We start from the raw sequence: 21,449 nt of genomic DNA on the forward strand, positions 1-21,449 counted from the left end.
CTCACGGCCTCTGATCGGCATCGTTCTTCGAATGTCGGAGGTCCGTGGTGGGGTGTCGCTATCGAAACCGTATCCGGTTCCGAGCGATCCGAAGAGGAGGTGGCGCGCGTGTCGCGTTCGAACGATCAGACCCCGGGGCCCCGGTTGACAATCTCTCACGTCGAAGATAGCTTCGGAAAAGAGATTCGTATTCGGCCCTCCCGGCCGAGGGTCGAGTACGAATCTCTTCCCACCCCAGGAGGAGCCATGACCAGCGTCGCGTTCTCAGACCGGGCTTATTCGAGCCCCTCGTTCTCGAAGTCCACGCGTCTCACGCTCACCGCGCGGGGGCGTCGCGTCCTCGCCACCCTCGCCGCGCTCCCCGCAGCAGGCGTCCTCGTCCTGGCTCTCGTCAGCGGCGGCTCGGCGATCGCCTCGGCGCAGGACGGCGCGCCCCCGACCACGTTCGCGACGGTCACGGTGATGTCGGGTGACTCGCTCTGGTCGATCGCTCAGGACGTCGCCCCGCATGCCGACCCGCGGGATGTCGTCGACGCGATGGTCCGCCTGAACGCTCTGGAGGGCGCAACGGTGTCCGCGGGTCAGGAACTGGCTATCCCGGCGCAGTACAGCGCAGCGCGCTGAAGCACTTCGTCGGCCGGGCGCGGCGCTCTCCCGCCTACGATGGGACAGGTGAGTGCACGCCTGGAAGATCTGCCGATTCGTGACGACCTGCGGGGGATGACGCCATACGGCGCACCTCAAGCGGCACTGCCCATCGCGCTGAATGTCAACGAGAACACCCATCCTGTTCCGCAGGACGTGGCCGACGACATCCTGGACGCGGTGGCTCGGGCTCTGCGCGATGTCAACCGCTACCCCGATCGAGAGTTCACCGCTCTGCGCGAGGGATTCGCCGACTATCTCGGACACGGCCTGCGCCTCGAACAGATCTGGGCGGGTAACGGCTCGAACGAGGTGCTGCAGCACCTGATGCAAGCGTTCGGGGGACCCGGCCGAACGGCGTTCGGCTTCGCGCCGACGTATTCGATGTACCCGCTCATCTCGCGGGGAACGGGCGCATCCTGGATCGGCGGATCGCGAGGGCACGACTTCCTGGTGACGCCGGAAGATGCCGCCTCCCAGGTCTCGGATGCGCAGCCGGATGTCGTGTTCCTGTGTGCGCCGAACAACCCCACCGGCACTCCGATGACCCTAGACGTCATCGAGGCCGTCTACGACGCGACCGACGGAATCGTCATCGTCGACGAGGCGTATCAGGAGTTCGCCCCCCGCGACGAGCGCTCCGCAGTGACGCTGCTCGACGGCCGGGAGCGGTTGGTCGTCTCCCGCACGATGAGCAAGGCTTTCGCCTTCGCCGGCGCACGAGTGGGGTATCTCGCCGCCGATCCCGCCGTGATCGACGCCCTTCGTCTGGTGCGGCTCCCCTACCACCTGAGCGCCCTCACTCAGGCGGCGGCAACGGCTGCACTGCGCCACTCCGACACGATGCTCGGGATGGTCGACGAGATCGTCGTCCAGCGCGAGCGCATCTCCGCCACTCTGGAGGCGCTCGGCTACGAGCCGTACGACTCGTGGACGAACTTCGTGCTCTTCGGCGGGGTCGAGGATCCCGCCGCCACGTGGCAGGCCCTGTACGACAGGGGAGTGCTCATCCGCGACGTCGGGATGGCCGGACATCTGCGTGTCACCGCCGGCACCGAAGAGGAGACCACCGCGTTCCTCGATGCGCTGGCCTCGTTAGGATCGGGCGTATGACGGCCCTGGATGTCCACCGTACGGCGTCGCTTCGTCGGTCCACGAGCGAGTCCACGGTCGAGCTGACCCTCGACCTCGACGGGACCGGTACGAGCCACATCGACACCACTGTTCCGTTCTTCGACCACATGCTCACGGCGTTCGCGAAGCACTCGCTCACCGATCTCACCGTCCGCGCCTCGGGTGACACCGACATCGATGCGCACCACACGGTCGAGGACGTCGCCATCGTGCTCGGACAGGCGATCAGGGAGGCCCTCGGCGACAAAGTCGGCATTTCGCGGTACGGCGACGCCCTGGTCCCGCTGGACGAGGCGCTCGCCCAGGCGGTCGTCGACATCAGCGGCCGCCCGTACCTTGTGCATGACGGCGAACCGGCGGGCTTCGAGCATCACTTGATCGGCGGACACTTCACCGGTTCACTGGTGCGGCACACGTTCGAGGCGATCGCCTTCAACGGTGGGCTGACCGTGCACGTGCGCGTGCTCGCAGGCCGTGACCCGCACCACATCGCCGAAGCCGAGTACAAGGCATTCGCTCGCGCGTTCCGCCAGGCGAAGGCGGTCGACCCGCTCGTGCAGGGTGTTCCCAGTACGAAGGGTGCTTTGTGAGCGACCGTCCAGTGGTCGCGGTCCTCGACTACGGATCCGGCAACGTCCACTCCGCTGTCAAGGCGCTCGATGCCGCAGGTGCTGACGCGCGGCTGACCAGCGACCGCCAGCTCGTGCGGGAGGCCGATGGTTTGGTCGTGCCCGGCGTCGGCGCGTACCGAGCCGTGATGGATGCGCTGCGCGCCAATCGCGGCGACGAGCTGATCGGTCGCAGGCTCGCGGGCGGGCGCCCTGTCCTCGGTATCTGCGTCGGGATGCAGGTCCTCTTCGAGCTCGGGGTCGAGCGGGGTGTGGACACGGAAGGCATGGGGGAGTGGCCCGGGGCGGTCACTCAGCTCGATGCCCCGGTTCTTCCGCATATGGGGTGGAACACCGTGCAGTCCGGCGCGGGATCGCGTCTGTTCGCCGGCCTCGAGGACGAGAGGTTCTACTTCGTCCACTCCTTCGCCGCGCAGCAGTGGACGCTCGACGTGCAGGCGCCGTTCCCGCAGCCGACGCTGACCTGGTGCACGTACGGTGTGCCCTTCCTTGCGGCGGTCGAGAACGGTCCGCTCTCCGCGACCCAGTTCCACCCCGAGAAATCCGGGGCTGCGGGCATCCGCCTCCTGTCGAACTGGATCGACGGGCTCGGCGCGGCTACGCTCTGACCTCGTGCCAATCGCCGGTGAGATCCGTCGCCGCACCCGTCGGCACGAGGAGCTATGAACGACTTCGCATCCACACCTGAACTCATCCTGCTGCCTGCGGTCGACGTCGCCGACGGCAAGGCCGTCCGTCTCACCCAGGGGGCGGCCGGCACGGAGACGAACTACGGCGACCCGGTCGATGCCGCACTCGAGTGGGCGCGCCAGGGTGCGCAGTGGATCCACCTCGTCGACCTCGACGCCGCGTTCGGTCGCGGCAACAACGCATCGGTCCTCCGCAAGGCGATCCGGCAGGTGCGCGGTGTGCAGGTCGAGCTCTCGGGCGGCATCCGCGACGACGCGACGCTCGATGCCGCTCTCGAGAGCGGCGCCGCCCGCATCAACCTGGGAACGGCGGCGCTCGAGAACCCCGAATGGGCGGCCGACGTGATCGGGCGCTACGGCGAGGTCATCGCAGTCGGCCTCGATGTGCGGGGAACGACGCTCGCGGCGCGCGGCTGGACGCGCGAGGGCGGCGATCTCTGGACCGTTCTCGATCGTCTCGAGGCGGCCAACTGCAGCCGTTACGTCGTCACCGACGTCACGAAGGACGGAACGCTGCAGGGGCCCAACGTCGAGCTGCTCCGTGAGATGACCTCCCGGACGCCGAAGCCCGTCGTCGCGTCCGGCGGCATCTCGAGCCTCGACGACATCGCGGCGCTCCGCGATCTCGTGCCGCTGGGCGTCGAGGGGGCGATCGTCGGCAAGGCGCTCTACGCCGGAGCGTTCACGCTGGCGGAAGCGCTCGATGTCGCCGGCGGCTGAGCACCCCGGTGACCCCGGCGCGACAGGCGGCAACGATCCGCACGGGCGCGCCGGCGATTCCGCGGGCGTTCCGTGGGAAGGGCGTCGGTTCGAACCCAATCCGCACTCGTCCGACGACGGGTCGGCTGATCCCGCCCTGCTCGCCGCGCTCGCCGCAGTCGTCGGCGGCGCCGGCGACCCGGTCGCCGTCATCGACGCATATCGCTCGGCGCGTCTCTTGATCCCACTGGTGGCGGCGAAGGGCGAAGAGGGCGTCGGCGTCCACGGGCTGGCGGTCGACAAGACCCAGGAGCTCTCGATCGTGACGGTCGCAGCCCCCGACGGCCGCCGCGTGCTGCCGGTGTTCACCTCGGTGGCGGCGTTGGGCCGGTGGGACTCTTCGGCCAGGCCGGTGCCTGCCGAGGGCGTGCGCACGGCGCTCGCGGCATCGGCGGACGACACCGAGTTGATCGTGATCGACCCGGGCTCGGACACCGAGTTCGTCATCCGCCGACCGGCGGTGTGGGCGATCGCGCAGAACCAGCCGTGGGAGCCCGCTTACGCCTCGCCCGAGGTCTTCCTCGGGCTGCAGCAGAGCATCGGCGGCGAACTGGCCGTGGTCGACGTCGCGGTCGAGTCCGGCGATCCGGCAGCCCGCCTGCGGGGGCCGGAGATCATCGTCAAGCTGACCCTGATCGACGGCCTCGACGCGACGGAGCTCGAAGCGGTCTTGTCGCGGCTGGCGCGTCGGTGGGCTGCGGACGACCGCGTCGCGACCCTGGTCGATTCGCTGACGGTCAAGCTCGTCCGCTCCCGCCCCTGACGCCGTGGGACGAGGTCAGTTGACCGGTCCGGTCCACTTCTCGCCCGGCCCTTTGCCGATCGGATCAGGAATGGCGGATGCTTCGCGGAACGCGAGCTGCAGGGATCGCAGACCGTCGCGCAGGGAGCGTGCGTGCATGTCGCTGATCTCGGGCGCGCCGGCGGTGATGAGGCCGGCGAGGGCGTTGATGAGCTTGCGGGCTTCATCGAGATCCATCTGCGTGTCCGGGTCGTCGGCGAGGCCGAGCTTGACGGCGGCCGCGCTCATGAGGTGCACGGCGGCGGTCGTGATGACCTCCACCGCCGGCACGTCGGCGATGTCCCTTGTGGCGGCCGTGGCGGCACGCTCCTGCTCCTCCCAACGAGCCTGACGCGCAGCATCCGTCCCGTCCGTCTCCTGGGGAAGGCCGTCGTCGGTATCAGGAATCGTGTTCACGTCACTCTCTCTGCTAAGCTGGTCGGGCCTCCGGAGCGTTCTGCCCCGGATCCAAGAGGATGACATCCCACCCGCGCTTGCCGCTCAAGGCTACCGGGTCATGGCACTCCGCCTCTCTCATCAGAGAGAGGTAGCCCTTCGCGGGGTTCAGGGTGCGAAGCCGGCGTTCACGCGTCGTGCCGGGTGGAGTCGCCCTCGTGGGCCGAGACGCTGAACGCGTCGAGGTGGTCTCAATCCACGAAGAGGAGTTCCGCATCAGCGATCCCCGTACCAATGACCGCATCCGCGTCCCCGAGGTTCGCCTCGTCGGCCCCGCCGGTGAGCAGGTCGGCGTTGTCCGCATCGAGGTGGCGCTGCGTCTTGCTCAGGAAGCTGACCTCGACCTGGTCGAGGTGGCTCCGAACTCGAAGCCCCCTGTGGTCAAGATCATGGACTATGGGAAGTTCAAGTACGAAGCTGCGCAGAAGGCCAAGGAAGCACGTCGCAACCAGGCGAACACGATCCTCAAAGAGGTTCGCTTCCGCCTGAAGATCGAGGCGCACGATTACACGACCAAGCTCAAGCGCGCCGAGGGCTTCCTCCAGGCGGGCGACAAGGTCAAGGCCATGATCCTCTTCCGTGGTCGTGAGCAGTCGCGTCCCGAGCAGGGTGTCCGATTGCTCCGTAAGTTCGCCGAGGACGTCGCCGAGTTCGGCACGGTCGAATCGAACCCGACGATCGACGGTCGCAACATGGTCATGGTGGTCGCCCCGCACAAGAACAAGTCCGAGGTCAAGACCGAGCAGAATGCCCAGCGCACTGCCAACCGCGAGGCGGCGCGTCCGCCCCGTCCCGAGGACGCCGACCGCGTGGCCGCTCCGGCCGACGCCGAATAGGCCCCCACAGTCTCCCGCTCCGCGGGTAACTCTCCATCGCCCGCAGGGCTCATCAACAAAGGACAGACAATGCCGAAGCAGAAGACCCACTCGGGTGCCAAGAAGCGGTTCAAGGTCACCGGCAGCGGCAAGCTCATGAAGCAGCAGGCCGGCATGCGCCACAACCTCGAGGGCAAGTCGAGCCGTCGCACGCGTCGTCTGAACCAGGAGCAGGTCCTCGCTCCGGGTGACGCCAAGCAGGCCAAGAAGCTCCTCGGCCGCTGACGCGCGCCGACGTACGAATAGGAACAGAACGAAATGGCTAGAGTCAAGCGGGCGGTAAACGCCCACAAGAAGCGTCGCGTCATCCTCGAGCGCGCGTCCGGCTACCGCGGACAGCGTTCGCGCCTGTACCGCAAGGCGAAGGAGCAGGTCACCCACTCCCTCGTCTACGCGTACCGGGATCGTCGCAAGCGCAAGGGGGACTTCCGCCGTCTGTGGATCCAGCGCATCAACGCTGCGAGCCGCCAGAACGGTCTCACCTACAACCGCTTCATCCAGGGCCTCGGCCTCGCGGGTGTGCAGGTCGACCGGCGCATGCTCGCCGAGCTCGCGGTGAACGAGCCCGCGACCTTCGCGTCGCTGGTCGCCACGGCGAAGACGGCTCTGCCGGCCGACGTCAACGCGGCGAAGGTCTCCGCCTGACCCCGTTGTGATGAAAGGGCGTCCTCCTCAGAGGGCGCCCTTTCTCATCCGCCGTGACCGCACCTCTACACTGGTGAGGTGCTCGAGAACCCGCGCTCGCCCCGTGTTCGCGCCGTGGCGAAGCTCGCGAAGCGCAGTGCTCGAGAAGAGACCGGCCTGTTCCTGCTGGAGGGCCCGCAGGCCGCCCGCGAGGTGCTGGCCTTTCGTCCGCACACCGTGCTCGAGCTCTTCGCGACACCCACCGCGCTCGAACGCCACGCCGATGTCCGCGAGGCTGCTCGCGGGGCCGGGGTGGACGTCGAGTTCACGACCGAGGCGGTGATCGCGGCGATGGCCGACACGGTCACCCCCCAGGGGATCATCGCGGTCGCCCGGCAATCGCCGACCTCGCTCCGCGATGTCTTCGCCGCCGGACCGCGACTGATCGCCGTCTGCGAGGAAGTGCGCGATCCCGGCAACCTCGGCACGATCATCCGCGCTGCGGATGCGGCGGGCGCCGATGCGGTGCTCCTCACCGGTCGCACCGTCGACCCCTACAACCCCAAGGTCGTCCGCGCCACGACGGGTTCCCTCTTCCACGTGCCGATCGTCGTCGATGTCGAGCTCCCGGCAGTCGCGGCGGCCGCGCGCGACGCCGGTCTCCGGATCATCGCCGCCGACGTCGGCGGGTCCGACTTCCTGGCCTCGCGAGGGCTGCTCCGCGAGCCCACCGCATGGCTCTTCGGCAACGAGGCTCGTGGGCTGGATGAGGCATCCCTCGACCTCGCCGACATGTCTCTGCGGCTGCCGATCTACGGCAACGCCGAGTCGCTGAACCTCGCGACAGCCGCCAGCGTCTGCCTGTATGAGAGCGCGTTCGCGCAGCGCGCGGGCGACTGAAGCGCGCCCGGCACGCCGCGCCGACGCGCGGGTCGTTGCCCTGCCGGCGAGACCGGATGCCGCGTACCCGCCCTGTTACGGTCCGGTAAAGGTTGCCGTTGCGAGAGTGGTCGCGGCGGCAGCCCCCTCATAGGGTGAGGGGCATGGCAGACAGCGCAACATCCGCCCCCCTGGTCGTCGTCAGCAATGTGCAGAAGCACTACGGGCAGTTCCAGGCGCTCACGGATGTGGATCTGACGGTGCACAAGGGGGAGGTCGTCGTTGTCATCGGTCCATCCGGATCGGGCAAGTCGACGCTCTGCCGCACGATCAACCGCCTCGAGACGATCACGAGCGGCACGATCACGATCGACGGTAAGGAGCTCCCGAAGGAGGGGAAGGGCCTGGCCGCGCTCCGTGCCGACGTCGGCATGGTGTTCCAGTCCTTCAATCTGTTCGCGCACCTCACCATCCTCGAGAACGTCACGCTCGGGCCGATCAAGGTGCGCAAGATGAAGAAAGCCGATGCCGAGCGCGAGGCCGCTGTCCTCCTCGACCGCGTCGGGGTGGGTCACCAGGCCTCGAAGCTCCCCGCACAGCTGTCCGGCGGTCAGCAGCAGCGCGTGGCGATCGCCCGCGCACTGGCGATGAATCCCAAGGTCATGCTCTTCGACGAGCCCACCAGCGCGCTCGACCCCGAGATGATCAACGAGGTGCTCGACGTGATGGTCGGGCTTGCGAAGGACGGCATGACCATGATCGTCGTCACCCACGAGATGGGCTTCGCCCGCAAGGCGGCGGACCGCGTGGTCTTCATGGCCGACGGCAAGATCCTCGAAGACCAGAAGCCCGACGACTTCTTCACCGCTCCGAAGACGGACCGGGCGAAGGACTTCCTCTCCAAGCTCATCACCAACTGAGACTTCCCGTGCCGCTGAGGCCCCGTCGCGACGGGGCGGCGCGGGGACACCGAAGAACCATACGAAACCCAGGAGGACTCACATGCGCAAGAACCGCATCATCGCCGGCGTCGGCATGACCGCCGTCGCCCTGCTCGCTCTCACGGCCTGCAACAGCGGCACCCCCGGTGCCACCACCGGAGAGAGCGGCGCAGCCGAATCGGACGGTGCCCTGTTCGAGGTCGCCACCGACGTCACGCTCGAAGGCAGCCCGACGTTCGACGCGATCACGGAGCGCGGCACGGTCAAGATCGGCGTCAAGGAAGACCAGCCAGGACTCGGCTACCTCGACCCGACGACCAACGAGCGGTCCGGCTTCGACATCGACATCGCCCGTTGGATCGCGGCCTCGCTCGGCTACGACGAGGACAAGATCGAGTTCACCTCGATCCCGTCGGCGAACCGCGAGCAGGCGATCATCAACGGCGATATCGACTACTACGTCGGCACGTACTCGATCACCGACAAGCGCAAAGAGCAGATCTCGTTCGCCGGGCCGTACTTCGTGACCGGCCAGGGCCTGCTCGTCGCCGCCGACAGCGACATCGAGAGCGTCGACGACCTCACGGGCAAGAACGTGTGCTCCGCCACCGGCTCGACCTCGATCCAGCGCATCAAGGACGAGCACCCCGAGGCATCGACGACGGAGTTCGACACCTACTCGCAGTGCGTCGAGCAGCTAAAGTCCGGCCAGGTCGACGCCGTCACCACCGACGAGGCCATCCTGATCGGCTACGCAGCCGGTGACCCCGACAACCTCAAGGTCGTCGGCGACGTCTTCAGCGAGGAGCGCTACGGCGTCGGCATCCAGAAGGACGACACGGCGTTCGTCGAGTTCGTCAACACGATGCTGACGGACGGCGGTGACACCTGGACGGCGATCTTCGACAAGAACCTCGGCGCCTCGGGCGTCAAGGCCACCCAGCCCGAGGTCGACCCGGTCGGCTGATCGACATGGTGGCGGCATCCCGTTTCGGATGCCGCCACCATCCCTCCTCACCGCGAACGCGCGACGGGAGACGGCCGGCAAGACGGACATGAATCGAAGGGATCGCCGTGGGGATCATCACCGACAATCTCGACCTGTGGGGCGAAGCGCTGTGGGGGACCATCGTCCTCTTTCTCGCGGGCGGGGCGATCGCCCTCGTGCTCGGCGTGATCGTCGGCGCGATGCGGGTCTCGCCGATCCCCGTCGCGCGAACCGTCGGCACGCTCTACGTGAACACGGTGCGCAATACGCCGCTGACGCTGATCTTCTTCTTCTTCGCCTTCGGGGTGCCGCTACTCGTGGACTTCCGGGTGAATTTCCTGGTGCTCGGCATCCTGGCGCTCGGCATCTACACCGCGACCTACGTGGCAGAGACCCTGCGCTCGGGTATCAACACCGTGCCCGTCGGTCAGGCCGAGGCCGCCCGTGCCCTCGGCCTCACTTTCGGTCAGGTGATGAGCCTGGTCGTGCTCCCGCAGGCCGGGCGTTCGGTCATCCCTCCGATGATGAGCGTGCTCATCGCCCTGCTGAAGAACACCACCGTGGCGGCGGGCTTCTCCGTGCTGAACCTGGGCTCGATCCGCGCCAATCTGAGTGAGCGCGGCGAGAACGCGTTCGGCGTGATCCTGTGGGTCATGGCCGTGTTCGTCGTCCTCGTCCTGCTGCTGGCAGCCCTCCAGAGATACCTCGAGAACAAGTGGAGGGTCGCGCGATGAGCTCCGTCCTGTACGACGTCCCCGGTCCCCGCGCCATCACCCGCAACCGCATCCTCGGCGCCATCACCATCGTCGTGGTGCTGGCGATCCTCGGCTTCATCCTGTGGCGATTCGCCATCAGCGGTCAGTTCAGCGCCGAGAAGTGGTCGGTGTTCACCTACGTCGCGATCTGGGAGCAGTTCGGCCTGGCCGCCCTGCGCACCCTCGCGGCGTTCGGCGCCGCGGCGGTCGGCGCCGTGGTCCTCGGCTTCGTGCTCGCGATCGCCCGACTCTCCGATCACGCGTGGGTGCGGGTCCCCGCCACCGTCATCGTCGAAGTGCTGCGTGCCGTGCCCGTGCTGGTCCTCATGCTGTTCCTGTACTTCGGCCTTCCGGTGATCGACATCAAGCTCGGTTCGTACTGGTCGGTGGTCATCGCCCTCGTCGTGTACAACGGCGCCGTCATCTCCGAGATCCTCCGCGCGGGTATCGAGTCGCTCCCGCGTGGTCAGAAAGAAGCCGGCTACGCGGTGGGCCTGCGGAAGTCGGGCGTGATGCAGCTGATCCTGCTGCCGCAGGCGATCCGGGCCATGTTGCCGGTCATCATCGCGCAGCTCGTCGTCACGCTGAAGGACACCGCGCTCGGGTTCATCATCACGTACCCCGAGCTGCTGGACTTCGCCAAGAAGCTCGGGTCCAACGCCCTGTACGGCTCGCCGCTCATCCCATCGGCCATCATCGCGGGCGCGATCTACATCGGCATGTGCCTGCTCCTTTCCTGGGCCGCTGTCACCGCCGAGAAGCGCATGCGCCGGTCACCGCGCGTCATCGCGGCCGGAGCCGCGGCGCCCCTTCAGGACGGTGTGACCGACACGTCGCTCATCGTGGCGCAGCAGGATGGGCCGGACGCGAAGGGCTGATGGCCCCGTCTCGGCGGTCGCACCGCCGTCGGTAGACTCGACTCTCGTGCCAGACAGTCCTGAAATCACCCCCGAAGCAGTCGAGGCCGCCGTCGCCGATGCGCTCGCGGCGATCGCCGCGGCAGCCGATACCGGATCGCTGAAGAGCGCCCGTGCGGCCCACACGGCCGAGGGATCCCCGCTTGCCACGCTGAATGCGGGGCTCCGAGCCGTCGAGCCGTCCCGCAAGGCCGAGTTCGGCAAGCTCGTCGGCCAGGCGCGGGGACGGGTGAACCAGGCGCTGTCGGCCCGCGAGAGCGAACTCCTCGAAGCCGAGACAGCCGCGCAGCTGGAGGCCGAGCGCGTGGACGTCACCGCCCTGGCCACCCGGGCGCGCGCCGGGGCGCGGCATCCGATCTCCCTCCTCCAGGAGCAGATCTCCGACCTCTTCGTAGGGATGGGCTGGGAGATCGCCGAAGGGCCCGAGCTCGAGCACGAGTGGTTCAACTTCGACGCCCTGAACTTCGATGTCGACCATCCCGCACGTCAGATGCAGGACACGTTCTTCGTCGATCCGGTCGACCGGCATTTGGTGATGCGCACGCACACGAGCCCTGTCCAGGTGCGCTCCATGCTGCAGCGTGACCTCCCGATCTATGTGCTGTGCCCCGGCCGGGTGTATCGCACCGACGAGTTCGACGCGACGCACCTGCCGGTGTTCACGCAGTTCGAAGGGCTCGTCGTCGACAAGGGAATCACGATGGCTCACCTGAAGGGCACGCTCGACCATTTCGCGCGCCAGCTCTTCGGCCCGGAGGCGAAGATGCGCTTCCGCACGAACTACTTCCCCTTCACCGAGCCGTCTGCCGAGCTCGATCTGTGGCACCCCACCTTCAAGGGCGGCGCGCGATGGATCGAGTGGGGCGGCTGCGGCATGATCAACCCGAATGTGCTGCGGGCTGCGGGTATCGACCCCGACGAGTACTCCGGCTTCGCGTTCGGCATGGGCATCGAGCGGGGACTGATGTTCCGCAGCGGCGTGCAGGACATGCGCGACATGGCAGAAGGCGACGTCCGCTTCAGCGAGCAGTTCGGGATGGTGGTCTGATGCGCGTCCCGCTGTCGTGGTTGCGCGACTTCGTCGATGTGCCCGCGGATGCCTCGCCCGAGGATGTCCTCGCCGACCTGGTGCGTGTCGGGTTCGAAGAAGAGGATGTCCACCGCTTCGAGCTCCAGGGGCCGATCGTCGTCGGAGAAGTCCTCTCGTTCGAGGCCGAGCCGCAGACGAACGGCAAGACGATCCGCTGGTGCCAGGTGCGCGTGGCCCCCGACGGCGTCGAGGCCGCCGACGGAGGCCCCGCCGTGCACGGCATCGTCTGCGGGGCCGGCAATTTCTTCGCGGGCGACAAGGTCGTCGTGACCCTGCCCGGAGCGGTTCTTCCCGGCCCGTTCCCGATCGCCGCGCGCACGACGTACGGCCACGTGTCGGACGGCATGATCGCGTCGGCCAAGGAGCTCGGCCTCGGCGACGAGCACAGTGGCATTCTGCGCCTCGTCGAGCTGGGCATCGATGCGCCGGTGGGCACGGACGCGATCGCCCTCCTCGGCCTGGACGACGTCGCGATCGACGTGAACGTGACACCGGACCGCGGGTATGCGTTGTCGGTTCGCGGCATCGCCCGGGAGTACGCACTCGCGACCGGTGCGGAGTTCCACGACCCGGGCGATAAGGCTCGGGGCGACGTCGATCTGCGTGATGTGGCCGCCTTCGCGGTGTCGGTCGACGATCGGTCCCCCCTCCGTGGCCGCGTCGGCGCGTCGGAGTTCGTCGCCCGCATCGTCCGAGACGTCGACCCGTCCAGGCCGACCCCGGCGTGGATGGTGGCTCGGCTGACTCTCGCCGGCGTCCGCTCGCTCGGCATCCTGATCGACATCACCAACTACGTCATGATCGAGCTCGGCCAGCCGATCCACGGCTACGACCTCGACCGACTGCGGGGGGGCATCGTCGTCCGGCGGGCGACGGCGGGCGAGAAGCTCGAGACGCTCGACGGCAAGCTGCGCACCCTCGATCCGGAAGACCTGCTCATCACCGACGATTCCGGACCGATCGGGCTCGCCGGGGTCATGGGCGGCGGCCCGACCGAGATGACGGATGCCACGCGCAACGTGCTGATCGAGGCTGCGACGTTCGACACCGTGTCGATCGCGCGCACCGCCCGCCGGCACAAGCTTCCGAGCGAGGCGTCGCGACGTTTCGAACGCGGGGTCGATCCCGGCATCCCGTTCGTGGCTGCCGCACGGGTCGCCGAGCTGATGGTGGCCCACGCCGGCGGCACCGACACCCGCGCCGGTGGTGCGCTCATGACCGTGCGCCAGACCGTGGGCATCGATCTGCCCGAGCCGTTCGTCTCCACGCTGATCGGTGTCGCATACACCCGTGAAGAGATCGTCACGGCGCTCGAGAAGGTGGGCGCCCTGGTCAGCGAACGCGGGAGCGATTGGCTGGTCACGCCGCCGTCCTGGCGTCCGGATCTCACCGACAAGTGGACTCTCGCCGAGGAGGTCGCGCGCATCCACGGGCTCGATCGCATCCCGTCGATCCTGCCGACGCCACCGTCGGGCCGCGGTCTGACCTCGGCTCAGCAAGGACGTCGTCGCGTGGCGAATGCCCTCGCCGCGGCCGGATACGTCGAGACGCCGTCGTTCCCGTTCTGCACGGAAGCAGACAACGCCCTGCACGGGTCGGCCTCCGGGGTGCCGTTGCCGTCGATCAAGCTCGCCAATCCGCTCGACGGCCAGTCGCCCTTCCTGCGTCGCTCGCTGGTGCCCGGACTCCTCGCGGTGGCGCACCGCAACCAGTCCCGCGGTCTGACCGATCTGGCGCTTTTCGAGACCGGCTCGGTCTTCACGCCGGAGGGGGGCATCGCCTACGGCACCGCCTTCGTGCCTCCGTTGGCCGTGCGACCGGACGCCGCGACCCTCGCCGCGCTCGACGACTCGATCCCACCCCAGCCTCGTCACGTCGCCGTTCTCCTCGCGGGGAACGTCTCCCCGAAGCAGCCGGGCCGACCCGCCGCGGCGGCCGACCTCGGCGACGCGTGGGACGGCGTCCGCACCCTCGCGCTCGCGGCGGGAGTCACGGTGGAGCTCGCGCAGACCACCCGTGCCGCCCTCCATCCGGGGCGGGCGGCCGTCCTCACCGTCGGAGATCGCGAGGTGGGCTATCTCGGCGAGCTGCTGCCGAGCGTCGCCTCCGCCGCCGAGCTGCACGGACGTGTGATCGTGGCAGAGCTCGACCTCGACCTGCTTCTCGAGCTCGCGGGCGAGCGGGTGGTGGTGGCGTCGCTGTCGGCCTTCCCCGCGGCGACCCAAGACGTCTCGCTCGTCGTCCCGTCGGAGGTTCCCGCCGCAGAGATCCAGGCGGCACTGGTCCACGGCGCAGGCGTGCTTCTCGAGTCCGCTCGGCTCGTCGACGACTACCGCGGCCAGGGTGTGCTGCCGGGTTCCAAGAGCCTGACCTTCGCTCTGCGCTTCCGCGGTCGGAGTCGCACTCTCACGGCCGCCGAGGCGACCGAGGCCAAGCTCGCGGGCGTGGCCGTCACGGCCGAGCGGTTCGGCGCCCAGCTCCGCGAGTGAGGTCCGACCGCGTCGAGCGCATCACCTTCCGTCGAGAGCACGACTTTCGGTCGCACGAAGGTCGTGCGCTCGTCGGCATGCCGTGCGTTCGACGGTCGACGGCCCACGTGCGGCCGGACGTGCGCGCGGCCGAGTTGCGGATGCCCCGACCCGGCGGCTATCGTCGGCGCATGCCTTCGGCCACTCCGGTTCGCGTCGCGCTCGCTCAGAGCGCCGCTCCGGTATGCCGACGTCAGGGCGGACGCCGACTCTAGGCGACCCCGATTGCGCGCCCTCGTGGGCGCGCGACAGGTGTCGCCGTTCCTGGCCCCCGACCCCAGAACGTTAAGGTGGAACCCATGACCTATTCGGTCGCCGTCTCCGGCGCCTCCGGCTACGCGGGCGGCGAGATCCTGCGGATCCTCGCCGCGCATCCCGACATCGAGATCCGCACGGTCACCGCTCATTCCAACGCGGGTCAGCCCCTGGTCGCCCACCAGCCGCACCTCCGGTCGCTCGCCCATCTCACGCTGCAGGAGACGACGCCGGATGTGCTCGCCGGCCATGACATCGTGTTCCTCGCGCTGCCGCACGGGCAGTCGGGGCAGTACACCGAGGCGCTCGCCGGCACACCCCTGGTGATCGATGCGGGCGCCGACCACCGGCTCGAGTCGGCCGCTGCCTGGGACGCCTTCTACGGCGGCGACTTCCACGACCCCTGGACGTACGGTGTGCCCGAACTGCCGGTGGCGGGCGGCAAGCTTCGGGATCAGCTGGTGGGTGCATCCCGCATCGCCGCGCCCGGGTGCAACGCCAGCACCGTCAGCCTGAGCCTCGCGCCCGGCGTGGCATCCGGCGTCGTCGATCCCTCCGACATCGTCACCGTTCTCGCAGTCGGTCCGAGCGGCGCCGGGAAGAGCCTCAGACCCAACCTTCTCGCGAGCGAGATCCTCGGCTCGGCGAACCCCTACGCGGTGGGGGGCACGCATCGACACATCCCCGAGATCCGGCAGGCGCTCGCCGCCGCGCGCGCGGCCGGCGCTGCAGCAGACGGGCACGTCGGCGACGAGGGCATCGGAATCTCGTTCACGCCGGTGATCGTGCCGATGGCGCGCGGCATCCTGGCCACGTCGACGGCGCCGATCGCCGCAGGCGCGACTGACGACGACATCCGTGCCGCATGGCAGGGCGCATACGACGGCGAGACGTTCGTCCAGCTGCTGCCGGCGGGCTCGTTCCCGCGCACCGCCGACGTCCTCGGGGCGAATACGGCTCTCATGGGGTTGGCGATCGATCGTTCCGCCGGACGCGTGGTCGTCATCACCGCACTCGACAATCTCGTCAAAGGGACGGCCGGCGCGGCCGTCCAATCAATGAACATCGCGCTGGGCCTTCCCGAAGACCGCGCATTGACCGTGAACGGAGTCGCGCCGTGACCGTCACCGCGCCCCAGGGGTTCGAAGCATCCGGAGTCGCCGCCGGTCTCAAATCGACGGGCACCTCGGATGTCGCGGTCGTGGTCAACCGTGGCCCGTTGCGTGCGGGCGCGGCCGTGTTCACGAGCAATCGCGCGAAGGCCAATCCGATCATCTGGTCGGAGCAGGCCGTCAGGGACGGCGTCGTCGAGGCGATCGTGCTGAATTCGGGCGGGGCGAACTGCTTCACCGGGTTGTTCGGTTTTCAGACCACCCACCAGACGGCCGAGAAGGCCGCGGCGCTGCTGGGGGTGAGCGCGGGCGATGTGCTCGTCTGCTCGACGGGGCTCATCGGCACCGGTGACGAGGTATTTCGCGGCAAAGTGCTCGAGGGCGTCGCGGCGGGGATCGCGGCGCTCAGCCCGGACGGCGGAGCGGATGCCGCGCACGCGATCATGACGACGGACTCGAGGGCCAAGCAGGCCGTCGTCCGGCGCGACGGGTGGTCGATCGGCGGGATGGCGAAGGGCGCGGGGATGCTGGCGCCGGGCCTTGCGACGATGCTGGTCGTCATCACGACCGACGCCGTGCTCGATGCCTCCGCCGCCGATGCGGCGCTGCGTCGCGCCACCCGGGTCAGCTTCGACCGGCTCGACTCCGACGGCTGCATGTCGACCAACGACCAGGTCACCCTGATGGTGAGCGGAGCGAGTGGGATAGCCCCGGACGAGGACGAGTTCGCCGCGGCGCTCGCCGAGATCAGCCTCGATCTCGCCCGTCAGCTGCAATCGGATGCGGAGGGCGCGAGCCACGACATCACGATCGAGGTCGTCCACGCGGCGTCCGAAGAGGACGCGGTGGAGGTGGGGCGGTCCGTCGCCCGCAACAACCTCTTCAAGGCCGCCGTGTTCGGCAACGACCCCAACTGGGGGCGCGTGCTGGCGGCGATCGGAACCACGCGGGCCGAGTTCGACCCCTACGACGTCGACGTCTGGATGAACGGCGTGCGCGTCTGCACCGCAGGCGGGCCCGACCGGCCGCGGGAGGAAGTCGATCTGACGCCGCGGGCGACGCACCTGATCATCGATCTCCGGGTCGGCGAGGCATCCGCCACGATCCTGACCAACGATCTGACGCACGATTACGTCCACGAGAACAGCGCGTACGCATCATGAGCGACGTCGAGGTGCAGGACACCGACCCGGCCGAGGCCAGCACGCGTGCGATCACGCTGATCGAGTCGCTGCCCTGGCTGCGCCGGTTCCGCGATCAGGTCGTCGTCATCAAGTACGGCGGCAACGCCATGATCAGCGAAGAGCTGCAAGACGCCTTCGCGGCCGACATCGCCTATCTGAGGTACGTCGGAGTGAAGCCCGTCGTGGTGCACGGGGGCGGTCCGCAGATCTCGTCGATGCTGGACCGACTGGCGATCCCGAGTGAATTCAAGGGCGGCTACCGGGTCACCAGCACAGAGGCGATCTCGGTCGTGCGCATGGTGCTCACCGGTCAGATCAATCCGCACCTGGTCGCGAAGATCAACGCGCACGGCCCGCTGGCGACCGGTCTCTCGGGCGAAGATGCGGGACTCTTCGGAGGCCGGCGACGCGGGGTCGTCATCGAGGGCGTGGAGCACGATCTCGGTCGGGTCGGCGACGTCGTCCAGGTCGACCCTCAACCCATCCACGATCAGCTCGATGCCGGGCGCATCCCGGTCGTCTCGAGCATCGCCCCCGACCTCGATCACCCCGGGCACTCGTTGAACGTGAACGCGGATGCTGCGGCCGCGGCTCTCGCCGTGGCGCTGGGCGCGTCCAAGCTCGTCGTCCTCACGGACGTGCCGGGTCTCTACGCGGACTGGCCGAACCGCGATTCCCTCGTGTCCCATCTGACAGCCTCGGAGCTGCGCGCAATGCTGCCGAAACTCGAGTCGGGCATGATTCCGAAGATGCAGGCGTGCCTGGATGCAGTGGACGGTGGCGTCGAGACGGCGGCCATCATCGATGGGCGGGTCCCGCACTCGGTGCTCGTCGAGATCTTCACGAGCAAGGGAATCGGAACAGAGGTGGTGGCACAGTGAGCGGCAGTAGCGTGATCGGCGCGACAGGGACGACATGGCAGGACGACGTGGGTCGCGACCTGCTGCGCAACCTGGGTGATCGACTCGAGCTCCTCGTGCGCGGGGAGGGCGCCTACGTCTGGGACGTCCAAGGTCGCCGCTACCTCGACTTCCTGGCGGGCATCGCGGTCAACTCGCTCGGCCATGCGCACCCCGTCTTCGTCGAGGCGATCTCCCGCCAGGCGGCGACGCTCGCGCACGTGTCCAACTACTTCGCCACGCCGCCCCAGCTCGAGCTCGCGGCGCGCCTGAAGCGCCTCGCCGGCACCGGCGAGGCCGGCAGGGTGTACTTCGGCAACTCGGGGGCCGAGGCCAACGAAGCGGCGTTCAAGCTGGCGCGGTTGCACGGGGGAGCGGCGGGCCGCACGCGCATCCTGTCCCTCAAAGACGCCTTCCACGGTCGGACGATGGGCACGCTCGCCCTGACCGGCAAGCCGTGGATGCAGGAGCCGTTCCTCCCGATGGTGCCCGGGGTCGAGTTCATCGACTCGACGATCGAGGCGTTGGATGCTGCGCTCGACGAGACCGTCGCTGCGCTGTTCGTCGAACCCATCAAGGGCGAGGCCGGCGTGCTCGAGCTGCCCGCGGGCTATCTCCAGGCGGCCCGCGCGCTCACGGCGCAGCGCGGCGCGCTGCTGATCATCGACGAGATCCAGACCGGCGCCGGCCGCACCGGGGAGTGGTTCGCCTTCCAGCACGCCGGCATTCAGCCCGACGCGATCACGGTCGCGAAGGGCATCGGAGGCGGATTCCCCATCGGCGCGCTCATCACGTTCGGCGCGGCGAGCGACCTGTTCTACCCGGGAACCCATGGCTCGACGTTCGGCGGCAACGCGCTGGGTACGGCTGTCGCCGGCGCGGTGCTGGCCGAGATCGAGCGGGCGGACCTCGTGCGCAACGCCGCCGAGCGGGGCGCACAGCTGCGCGCCGCCATCGCTGCGATCGATTCGTCCATCGTCGAGGGATGCCGCGGCCAGGGTCTGCTGATCGGCGTCGCCCTGCGGCATCCGGTCGCGAAGGCCGTCGTCGCCGCCGCGCAGGAGCACGGTCTCATCGTCAACGCCCCGAACGACGACACCATCCGGCTCGTGCCACCGCTCACGATCGGCGACGTCGAGATCGACGAGTTCATCGAGCTCTTCTCCGCGACGCTGGCGACCGTGAAGGACGCATTGCTGCTGGACGCACCCACGAAGGAGACCACGACGTGACTCGCCACCTGCTTCGCGACGACGATCTGACAGCCGCCGAGCAGTCCGAGATCCTCGATCTGGCGATCGAGCTCAAGAAGGATCGGTGGGCGGACAAGAGCCTCGCCGGTCCGCAGACCGTCGCCGTCATCTTCGACAAGTCCTCGACCCGCACGCGCGTCTCCTTCGCGGTGGGGATCGCCGACCTGGGTGGCTCGCCGCTGATCATCTCGACCGCGAGCAGTCAGCTCGGCGGGAAGGAGACCCCTGCCGACACGGCGCGCGTGCTCGAGCGGCAGGTCGCCGCGATCGTCTGGCGCACCTACGCGCAGTCCGGTCTGGAGGAGATGGCGCGTGACACCCGGGTGCCGGTCATCAACGCGCTCTCCGACGACTTCCACCCGTGCCAGCTGCTCGCGGACCTTCTCACGATCCGCGAGCACAAGGGCGAGCTGCGAGGTCTGACGCTCACGTTCTTCGGCGACGGGCGGTCGAACATGGCCCATTCGTACATGCTCGCCGGAGTCACGGCAGGCATGCACGTGCGCGTGGCCTCGCCGGAGTCGTACGCCCCACGGGAGGACGTGGTCGCCGATGCCGATCGCCGCGCCGCCGAGACGGGCGGCTCACTCACCCTCTACACCGATGCGAACGAAGCCGCGGGTGGCGCCGACGTGATCGTGACCGACACGTGGGTGTCGATGGGCAAGGAGGAGGAGAAGCTGGCTCGACTGCGTGACCTCGGCGCCTACAAGGTGACCCGCGACACGATGTCCATCGCACGCCCCGACGCCATCTTCATCCACTGCCTGCCGGCCGACCGCGGATACGAGGTCGAGGCTGAGGTCATCGACGGCCCGCAGAGCGTGGTCTGGGACGAGGCCGAAAATCGTTTGCACGCGCAGAAGGCGCTGCTGGTGTGGCTGCTGCGCCAGGATTGATCGCCTCCCCACCGGCTCGGGGTACGAGCTGGTTCCCGTCGAGGTGGGAGCGGCTGAGCGGTGAGAGCCGGCTCACCGGTGTCGACCTGGCGCGCGGCCTTGCCATCCTGGGGATGTTCGCCGCCCACCTGGTCGCCATCGACCCGATCGTCTGGACGGATGCTTCGACGTGGGGCGGGATCGTGCACGGGCGCTCATCCATCCTGTTCGCCACCCTCGCCGGGGTCTCGATCGGTCTGATGTCGGGGGGACCGGCGCCGCGGCCGTGGGCAGCGCTGCGTGTGGTGAGACTGCGGTTGGTGGTGCGCGCGGTGATCTTGTGGCTTCTCGGTGTCCTTCTCATCGCCACCGGCGTGCCCGTCTACGTAATCCTGCCCGCATACGCCGTGCTTTTCGTCCTGGCGATCCCGCTGCTGTCCCTGAGTTCCCGCGTGCTGCTGCCGCTCGCGGCCGCGCTGGCACTCGCGATGCCGCTCGTGCAGGCGGTCGTCGATGCGTCCGCCTTCTGGCGCACCGACCCGGGCGGAGCCTTGAGTCTGGTGCTCGGCTGGCATTACCCGTTCCTGACGTGGATTGCCTTCGTCGTCGCCGGAATGGGACTCGCGCGGGCGGGGCTGAGGCGCACCACCGTGCAGGTCGGCATGCTCGTGACCGGTCTTGTCCTCGCTGTGCTCGCGTACACCCTGGACGTCGTGAGCGGCGCGGACGAGGCATCCGAGTCCGCCTCGTGGTGGGGCGCGGTGTGGACCGCCCGCGCGCATTCCACGGGTTTGCTCGAGGTCGTCGGCTCGGGAGGATTCGCGCTCGCCGTGCTCGGCGCGTGTCTCCTGGTCTGCCGCACGGTGATCGTCTGGGTCGTCCTGCCGCTGCGTGCGGTGGGTGCCATGCCGTTGACCGCCTACACCGCTCAGATCGTCGCGTGGGCTTTGGTCGCGCAGGCGGCGCTCGGCGACCCGTCGGATCTCGGGGGGTTCCGTGCGCTCGAGCCGTTCGCGCCTTTCGTGGCTTGGACCATCGTCGGTTGCACCGCGTGGGCGCTGATGGTCGGCCGTGGACCGCTCGAGTGGTTCGTCGACATGGCGGCGCGGCGGATCGTCCCCCGCGCTCGTGCGACCGAGGACTGACGTGCCGGTCGACGCGGCCGCCCGGGCGCCGGC

23 protein-coding genes are annotated in these 21,449 nt (G+C 68.7%); 22 read left to right on the forward strand and 1 reads right to left on the reverse strand.

Going from position 1 to position 21,449, the window contains the following annotated elements; all coding sequences use genetic code 11:
• Positions 1–246: 246 nt before the first annotated feature.
• Genes ACFXOO_RS09510 through ACFXOO_RS09535 form a run of 6 tightly spaced genes read left to right on the forward strand, consistent with a single transcriptional unit; the run spans position 247 to position 4,619 of the window.
• A complete protein-coding gene (locus tag ACFXOO_RS09510) occupies positions 247–624 on the forward strand; it encodes a LysM peptidoglycan-binding domain-containing protein (RefSeq protein WP_378854165.1) in 378 nt (125 codons plus the stop codon).
• Between the two features lie 39 nt (positions 625–663).
• Positions 664–1,758 (forward strand): histidinol-phosphate transaminase, encoded by a 1,095-nt coding sequence (locus ACFXOO_RS09515; RefSeq protein WP_378840430.1) that lies wholly within the window; start codon positions 664–666, stop codon positions 1,756–1,758.
• Complete coding sequence (hisB, locus tag ACFXOO_RS09520) at positions 1,755–2,369, forward strand: imidazoleglycerol-phosphate dehydratase HisB (protein WP_378840427.1); 615 nt, start codon at positions 1,755–1,757, stop codon at positions 2,367–2,369. Before ACFXOO_RS09515 ends, hisB begins: the two co-directional genes overlap by 4 nt.
• Positions 2,366–3,016 carry an imidazole glycerol phosphate synthase subunit HisH gene (gene hisH / locus ACFXOO_RS09525; protein WP_378854168.1) on the forward strand — a complete coding sequence of 217 codons (651 nt, stop codon included), beginning with the start codon at positions 2,366–2,368 and terminating at the stop codon, positions 3,014–3,016. Before hisB ends, hisH begins: the two co-directional genes overlap by 4 nt.
• Positions 3,017–3,070: 54 nt before the next feature.
• Positions 3,071–3,817, forward strand: a complete 747-nt coding sequence (gene priA, locus ACFXOO_RS09530; protein WP_378840422.1) for a bifunctional 1-(5-phosphoribosyl)-5-((5-phosphoribosylamino)methylideneamino)imidazole-4-carboxamide isomerase/phosphoribosylanthranilate isomerase PriA — start codon at positions 3,071–3,073, stop codon at positions 3,815–3,817.
• Positions 3,801–4,619: an SseB family protein gene (locus ACFXOO_RS09535; protein ID WP_378854170.1), complete on the forward strand. Its 819-nt coding sequence runs from the start codon at positions 3,801–3,803 to the stop codon at positions 4,617–4,619. The genes priA and ACFXOO_RS09535 overlap by 17 nt, the downstream gene beginning before the upstream one ends.
• Before the next feature lie 15 nt (positions 4,620–4,634).
• Here the strand turns inward: ACFXOO_RS09535 and ACFXOO_RS09540 are convergent, their stop codons facing one another.
• On the reverse strand, positions 4,635–5,045 hold the full coding sequence (locus ACFXOO_RS09540) for a DUF1844 domain-containing protein (protein WP_378840693.1): 411 nt from the start codon (positions 5,043–5,045) through the stop codon (positions 4,635–4,637).
• Positions 5,046–5,251: 206 nt separating this feature from the next.
• Here ACFXOO_RS09540 and infC point away from each other — a divergent pair, with 206 nt between their 5' ends.
• The 16 genes from infC (at position 5,252) to ACFXOO_RS09620 (ending at position 21,416) form a co-directional block, all read left to right on the forward strand.
• Positions 5,252–5,929, forward strand: a complete 678-nt coding sequence (gene infC / locus ACFXOO_RS09545; protein ID WP_378854172.1) for a translation initiation factor IF-3 — start codon at positions 5,252–5,254, stop codon at positions 5,927–5,929.
• A 69-nt stretch (positions 5,930–5,998) separates the two neighbouring features.
• Positions 5,999–6,193: a 50S ribosomal protein L35 gene (gene rpmI / locus ACFXOO_RS09550; RefSeq protein ID WP_076681003.1), complete on the forward strand. Its 195-nt coding sequence runs from the start codon at positions 5,999–6,001 to the stop codon at positions 6,191–6,193.
• A 33-nt stretch (positions 6,194–6,226) separates the two neighbouring features.
• A complete protein-coding gene (rplT, locus tag ACFXOO_RS09555) occupies positions 6,227–6,613 on the forward strand; it encodes a 50S ribosomal protein L20 (RefSeq protein WP_378840412.1) in 387 nt (128 codons plus the stop codon).
• Between the two features lie 78 nt (positions 6,614–6,691).
• Complete coding sequence (locus ACFXOO_RS09560) at positions 6,692–7,492, forward strand: TrmH family RNA methyltransferase (protein WP_378840409.1); 801 nt, start codon at positions 6,692–6,694, stop codon at positions 7,490–7,492.
• Positions 7,493–7,635: 143 nt separating this feature from the next.
• Complete coding sequence (locus ACFXOO_RS09565) at positions 7,636–8,391, forward strand: amino acid ABC transporter ATP-binding protein (protein WP_378840407.1); 756 nt, start codon at positions 7,636–7,638, stop codon at positions 8,389–8,391.
• An 82-nt stretch (positions 8,392–8,473) separates the two neighbouring features.
• On the forward strand, positions 8,474–9,379 hold the full coding sequence (locus tag ACFXOO_RS09570; protein ID WP_378840404.1) for a glutamate ABC transporter substrate-binding protein: 906 nt from the start codon (positions 8,474–8,476) through the stop codon (positions 9,377–9,379).
• Positions 9,380–9,486: 107 nt separating this feature from the next.
• Positions 9,487–10,134 (forward strand): amino acid ABC transporter permease, encoded by a 648-nt coding sequence (locus tag ACFXOO_RS09575; RefSeq protein WP_378840401.1) that lies wholly within the window; start codon positions 9,487–9,489, stop codon positions 10,132–10,134.
• A complete protein-coding gene (locus tag ACFXOO_RS09580) occupies positions 10,131–11,033 on the forward strand; it encodes an amino acid ABC transporter permease (protein ID WP_378840398.1) in 903 nt (300 codons plus the stop codon). The genes ACFXOO_RS09575 and ACFXOO_RS09580 overlap by 4 nt, the downstream gene beginning before the upstream one ends.
• A 46-nt stretch (positions 11,034–11,079) precedes the next feature.
• Positions 11,080–12,120 (forward strand): phenylalanine--tRNA ligase subunit alpha, encoded by a 1,041-nt coding sequence (gene pheS / locus ACFXOO_RS09585; protein WP_378854174.1) that lies wholly within the window; start codon positions 11,080–11,082, stop codon positions 12,118–12,120.
• A complete protein-coding gene (pheT, locus tag ACFXOO_RS09590) occupies positions 12,120–14,651 on the forward strand; it encodes a phenylalanine--tRNA ligase subunit beta (protein WP_378854176.1) in 2,532 nt (843 codons plus the stop codon). Before pheS ends, pheT begins: the two co-directional genes overlap by 1 nt.
• Positions 14,652–14,989: 338 nt before the next feature.
• Positions 14,990–16,066 (forward strand): N-acetyl-gamma-glutamyl-phosphate reductase, encoded by a 1,077-nt coding sequence (argC, locus tag ACFXOO_RS09595; RefSeq protein ID WP_378854178.1) that lies wholly within the window; start codon positions 14,990–14,992, stop codon positions 16,064–16,066.
• Positions 16,063–17,220: a bifunctional glutamate N-acetyltransferase/amino-acid acetyltransferase ArgJ gene (gene argJ, locus ACFXOO_RS09600; protein WP_378854180.1), complete on the forward strand. Its 1,158-nt coding sequence runs from the start codon at positions 16,063–16,065 to the stop codon at positions 17,218–17,220. Before argC ends, argJ begins: the two co-directional genes overlap by 4 nt.
• Positions 17,217–18,122, forward strand: a complete 906-nt coding sequence (gene argB / locus ACFXOO_RS09605) for an acetylglutamate kinase (RefSeq protein ID WP_378840388.1) — start codon at positions 17,217–17,219, stop codon at positions 18,120–18,122. Before argJ ends, argB begins: the two co-directional genes overlap by 4 nt.
• Positions 18,119–19,372 carry an acetylornithine transaminase gene (locus ACFXOO_RS09610; protein ID WP_378854182.1) on the forward strand — a complete coding sequence of 418 codons (1,254 nt, stop codon included), beginning with the start codon at positions 18,119–18,121 and terminating at the stop codon, positions 19,370–19,372. Before argB ends, ACFXOO_RS09610 begins: the two co-directional genes overlap by 4 nt.
• A complete protein-coding gene (gene argF / locus ACFXOO_RS09615; protein WP_378840384.1) occupies positions 19,369–20,292 on the forward strand; it encodes an ornithine carbamoyltransferase in 924 nt (307 codons plus the stop codon). The genes ACFXOO_RS09610 and argF overlap by 4 nt, the downstream gene beginning before the upstream one ends.
• A complete protein-coding gene (locus tag ACFXOO_RS09620) occupies positions 20,271–21,416 on the forward strand; it encodes a heparan-alpha-glucosaminide N-acetyltransferase domain-containing protein (RefSeq protein ID WP_394563402.1) in 1,146 nt (381 codons plus the stop codon). The genes argF and ACFXOO_RS09620 overlap by 22 nt, the downstream gene beginning before the upstream one ends.
• Positions 21,417–21,449 lie beyond the last annotated feature (33 nt).

Origin of the sequence: Microbacterium sp. P03 (assembly GCF_043556235.1) — a bacterium.
GTDB lineage: Bacteria > Actinomycetota > Actinomycetes > Actinomycetales > Microbacteriaceae > Microbacterium.

Coding starts and splice junctions, on each gene's coding strand:
- ACFXOO_RS09510 (WP_378854165.1), top strand. CDS start 247: ATGACCAGCGTCGCGTTCTCAGACCGGGCTTATTCGAGCCCCTCGTTC.
- ACFXOO_RS09515 (WP_378840430.1), top strand. CDS start 664: ATGGGACAGGTGAGTGCACGCCTGGAAGATCTGCCGATTCGTGACGAC.
- hisB (WP_378840427.1), top strand. CDS start 1,755: ATGACGGCCCTGGATGTCCACCGTACGGCGTCGCTTCGTCGGTCCACG.
- priA (WP_378840422.1), top strand. CDS start 3,071: ATGAACGACTTCGCATCCACACCTGAACTCATCCTGCTGCCTGCGGTC.
- ACFXOO_RS09535 (WP_378854170.1), top strand. CDS start 3,801: ATGTCGCCGGCGGCTGAGCACCCCGGTGACCCCGGCGCGACAGGCGGC.
- rpmI (WP_076681003.1), top strand. CDS start 5,999: ATGCCGAAGCAGAAGACCCACTCGGGTGCCAAGAAGCGGTTCAAGGTC.
- rplT (WP_378840412.1), top strand. CDS start 6,227: ATGGCTAGAGTCAAGCGGGCGGTAAACGCCCACAAGAAGCGTCGCGTC.
- ACFXOO_RS09565 (WP_378840407.1), top strand. CDS start 7,636: ATGGCAGACAGCGCAACATCCGCCCCCCTGGTCGTCGTCAGCAATGTG.
- ACFXOO_RS09570 (WP_378840404.1), top strand. CDS start 8,474: ATGCGCAAGAACCGCATCATCGCCGGCGTCGGCATGACCGCCGTCGCC.
- ACFXOO_RS09580 (WP_378840398.1), top strand. CDS start 10,131: ATGAGCTCCGTCCTGTACGACGTCCCCGGTCCCCGCGCCATCACCCGC.
- pheT (WP_378854176.1), top strand. CDS start 12,120: ATGCGCGTCCCGCTGTCGTGGTTGCGCGACTTCGTCGATGTGCCCGCG.
- argC (WP_378854178.1), top strand. CDS start 14,990: ATGACCTATTCGGTCGCCGTCTCCGGCGCCTCCGGCTACGCGGGCGGC.
- argB (WP_378840388.1), top strand. CDS start 17,217: ATGAGCGACGTCGAGGTGCAGGACACCGACCCGGCCGAGGCCAGCACG.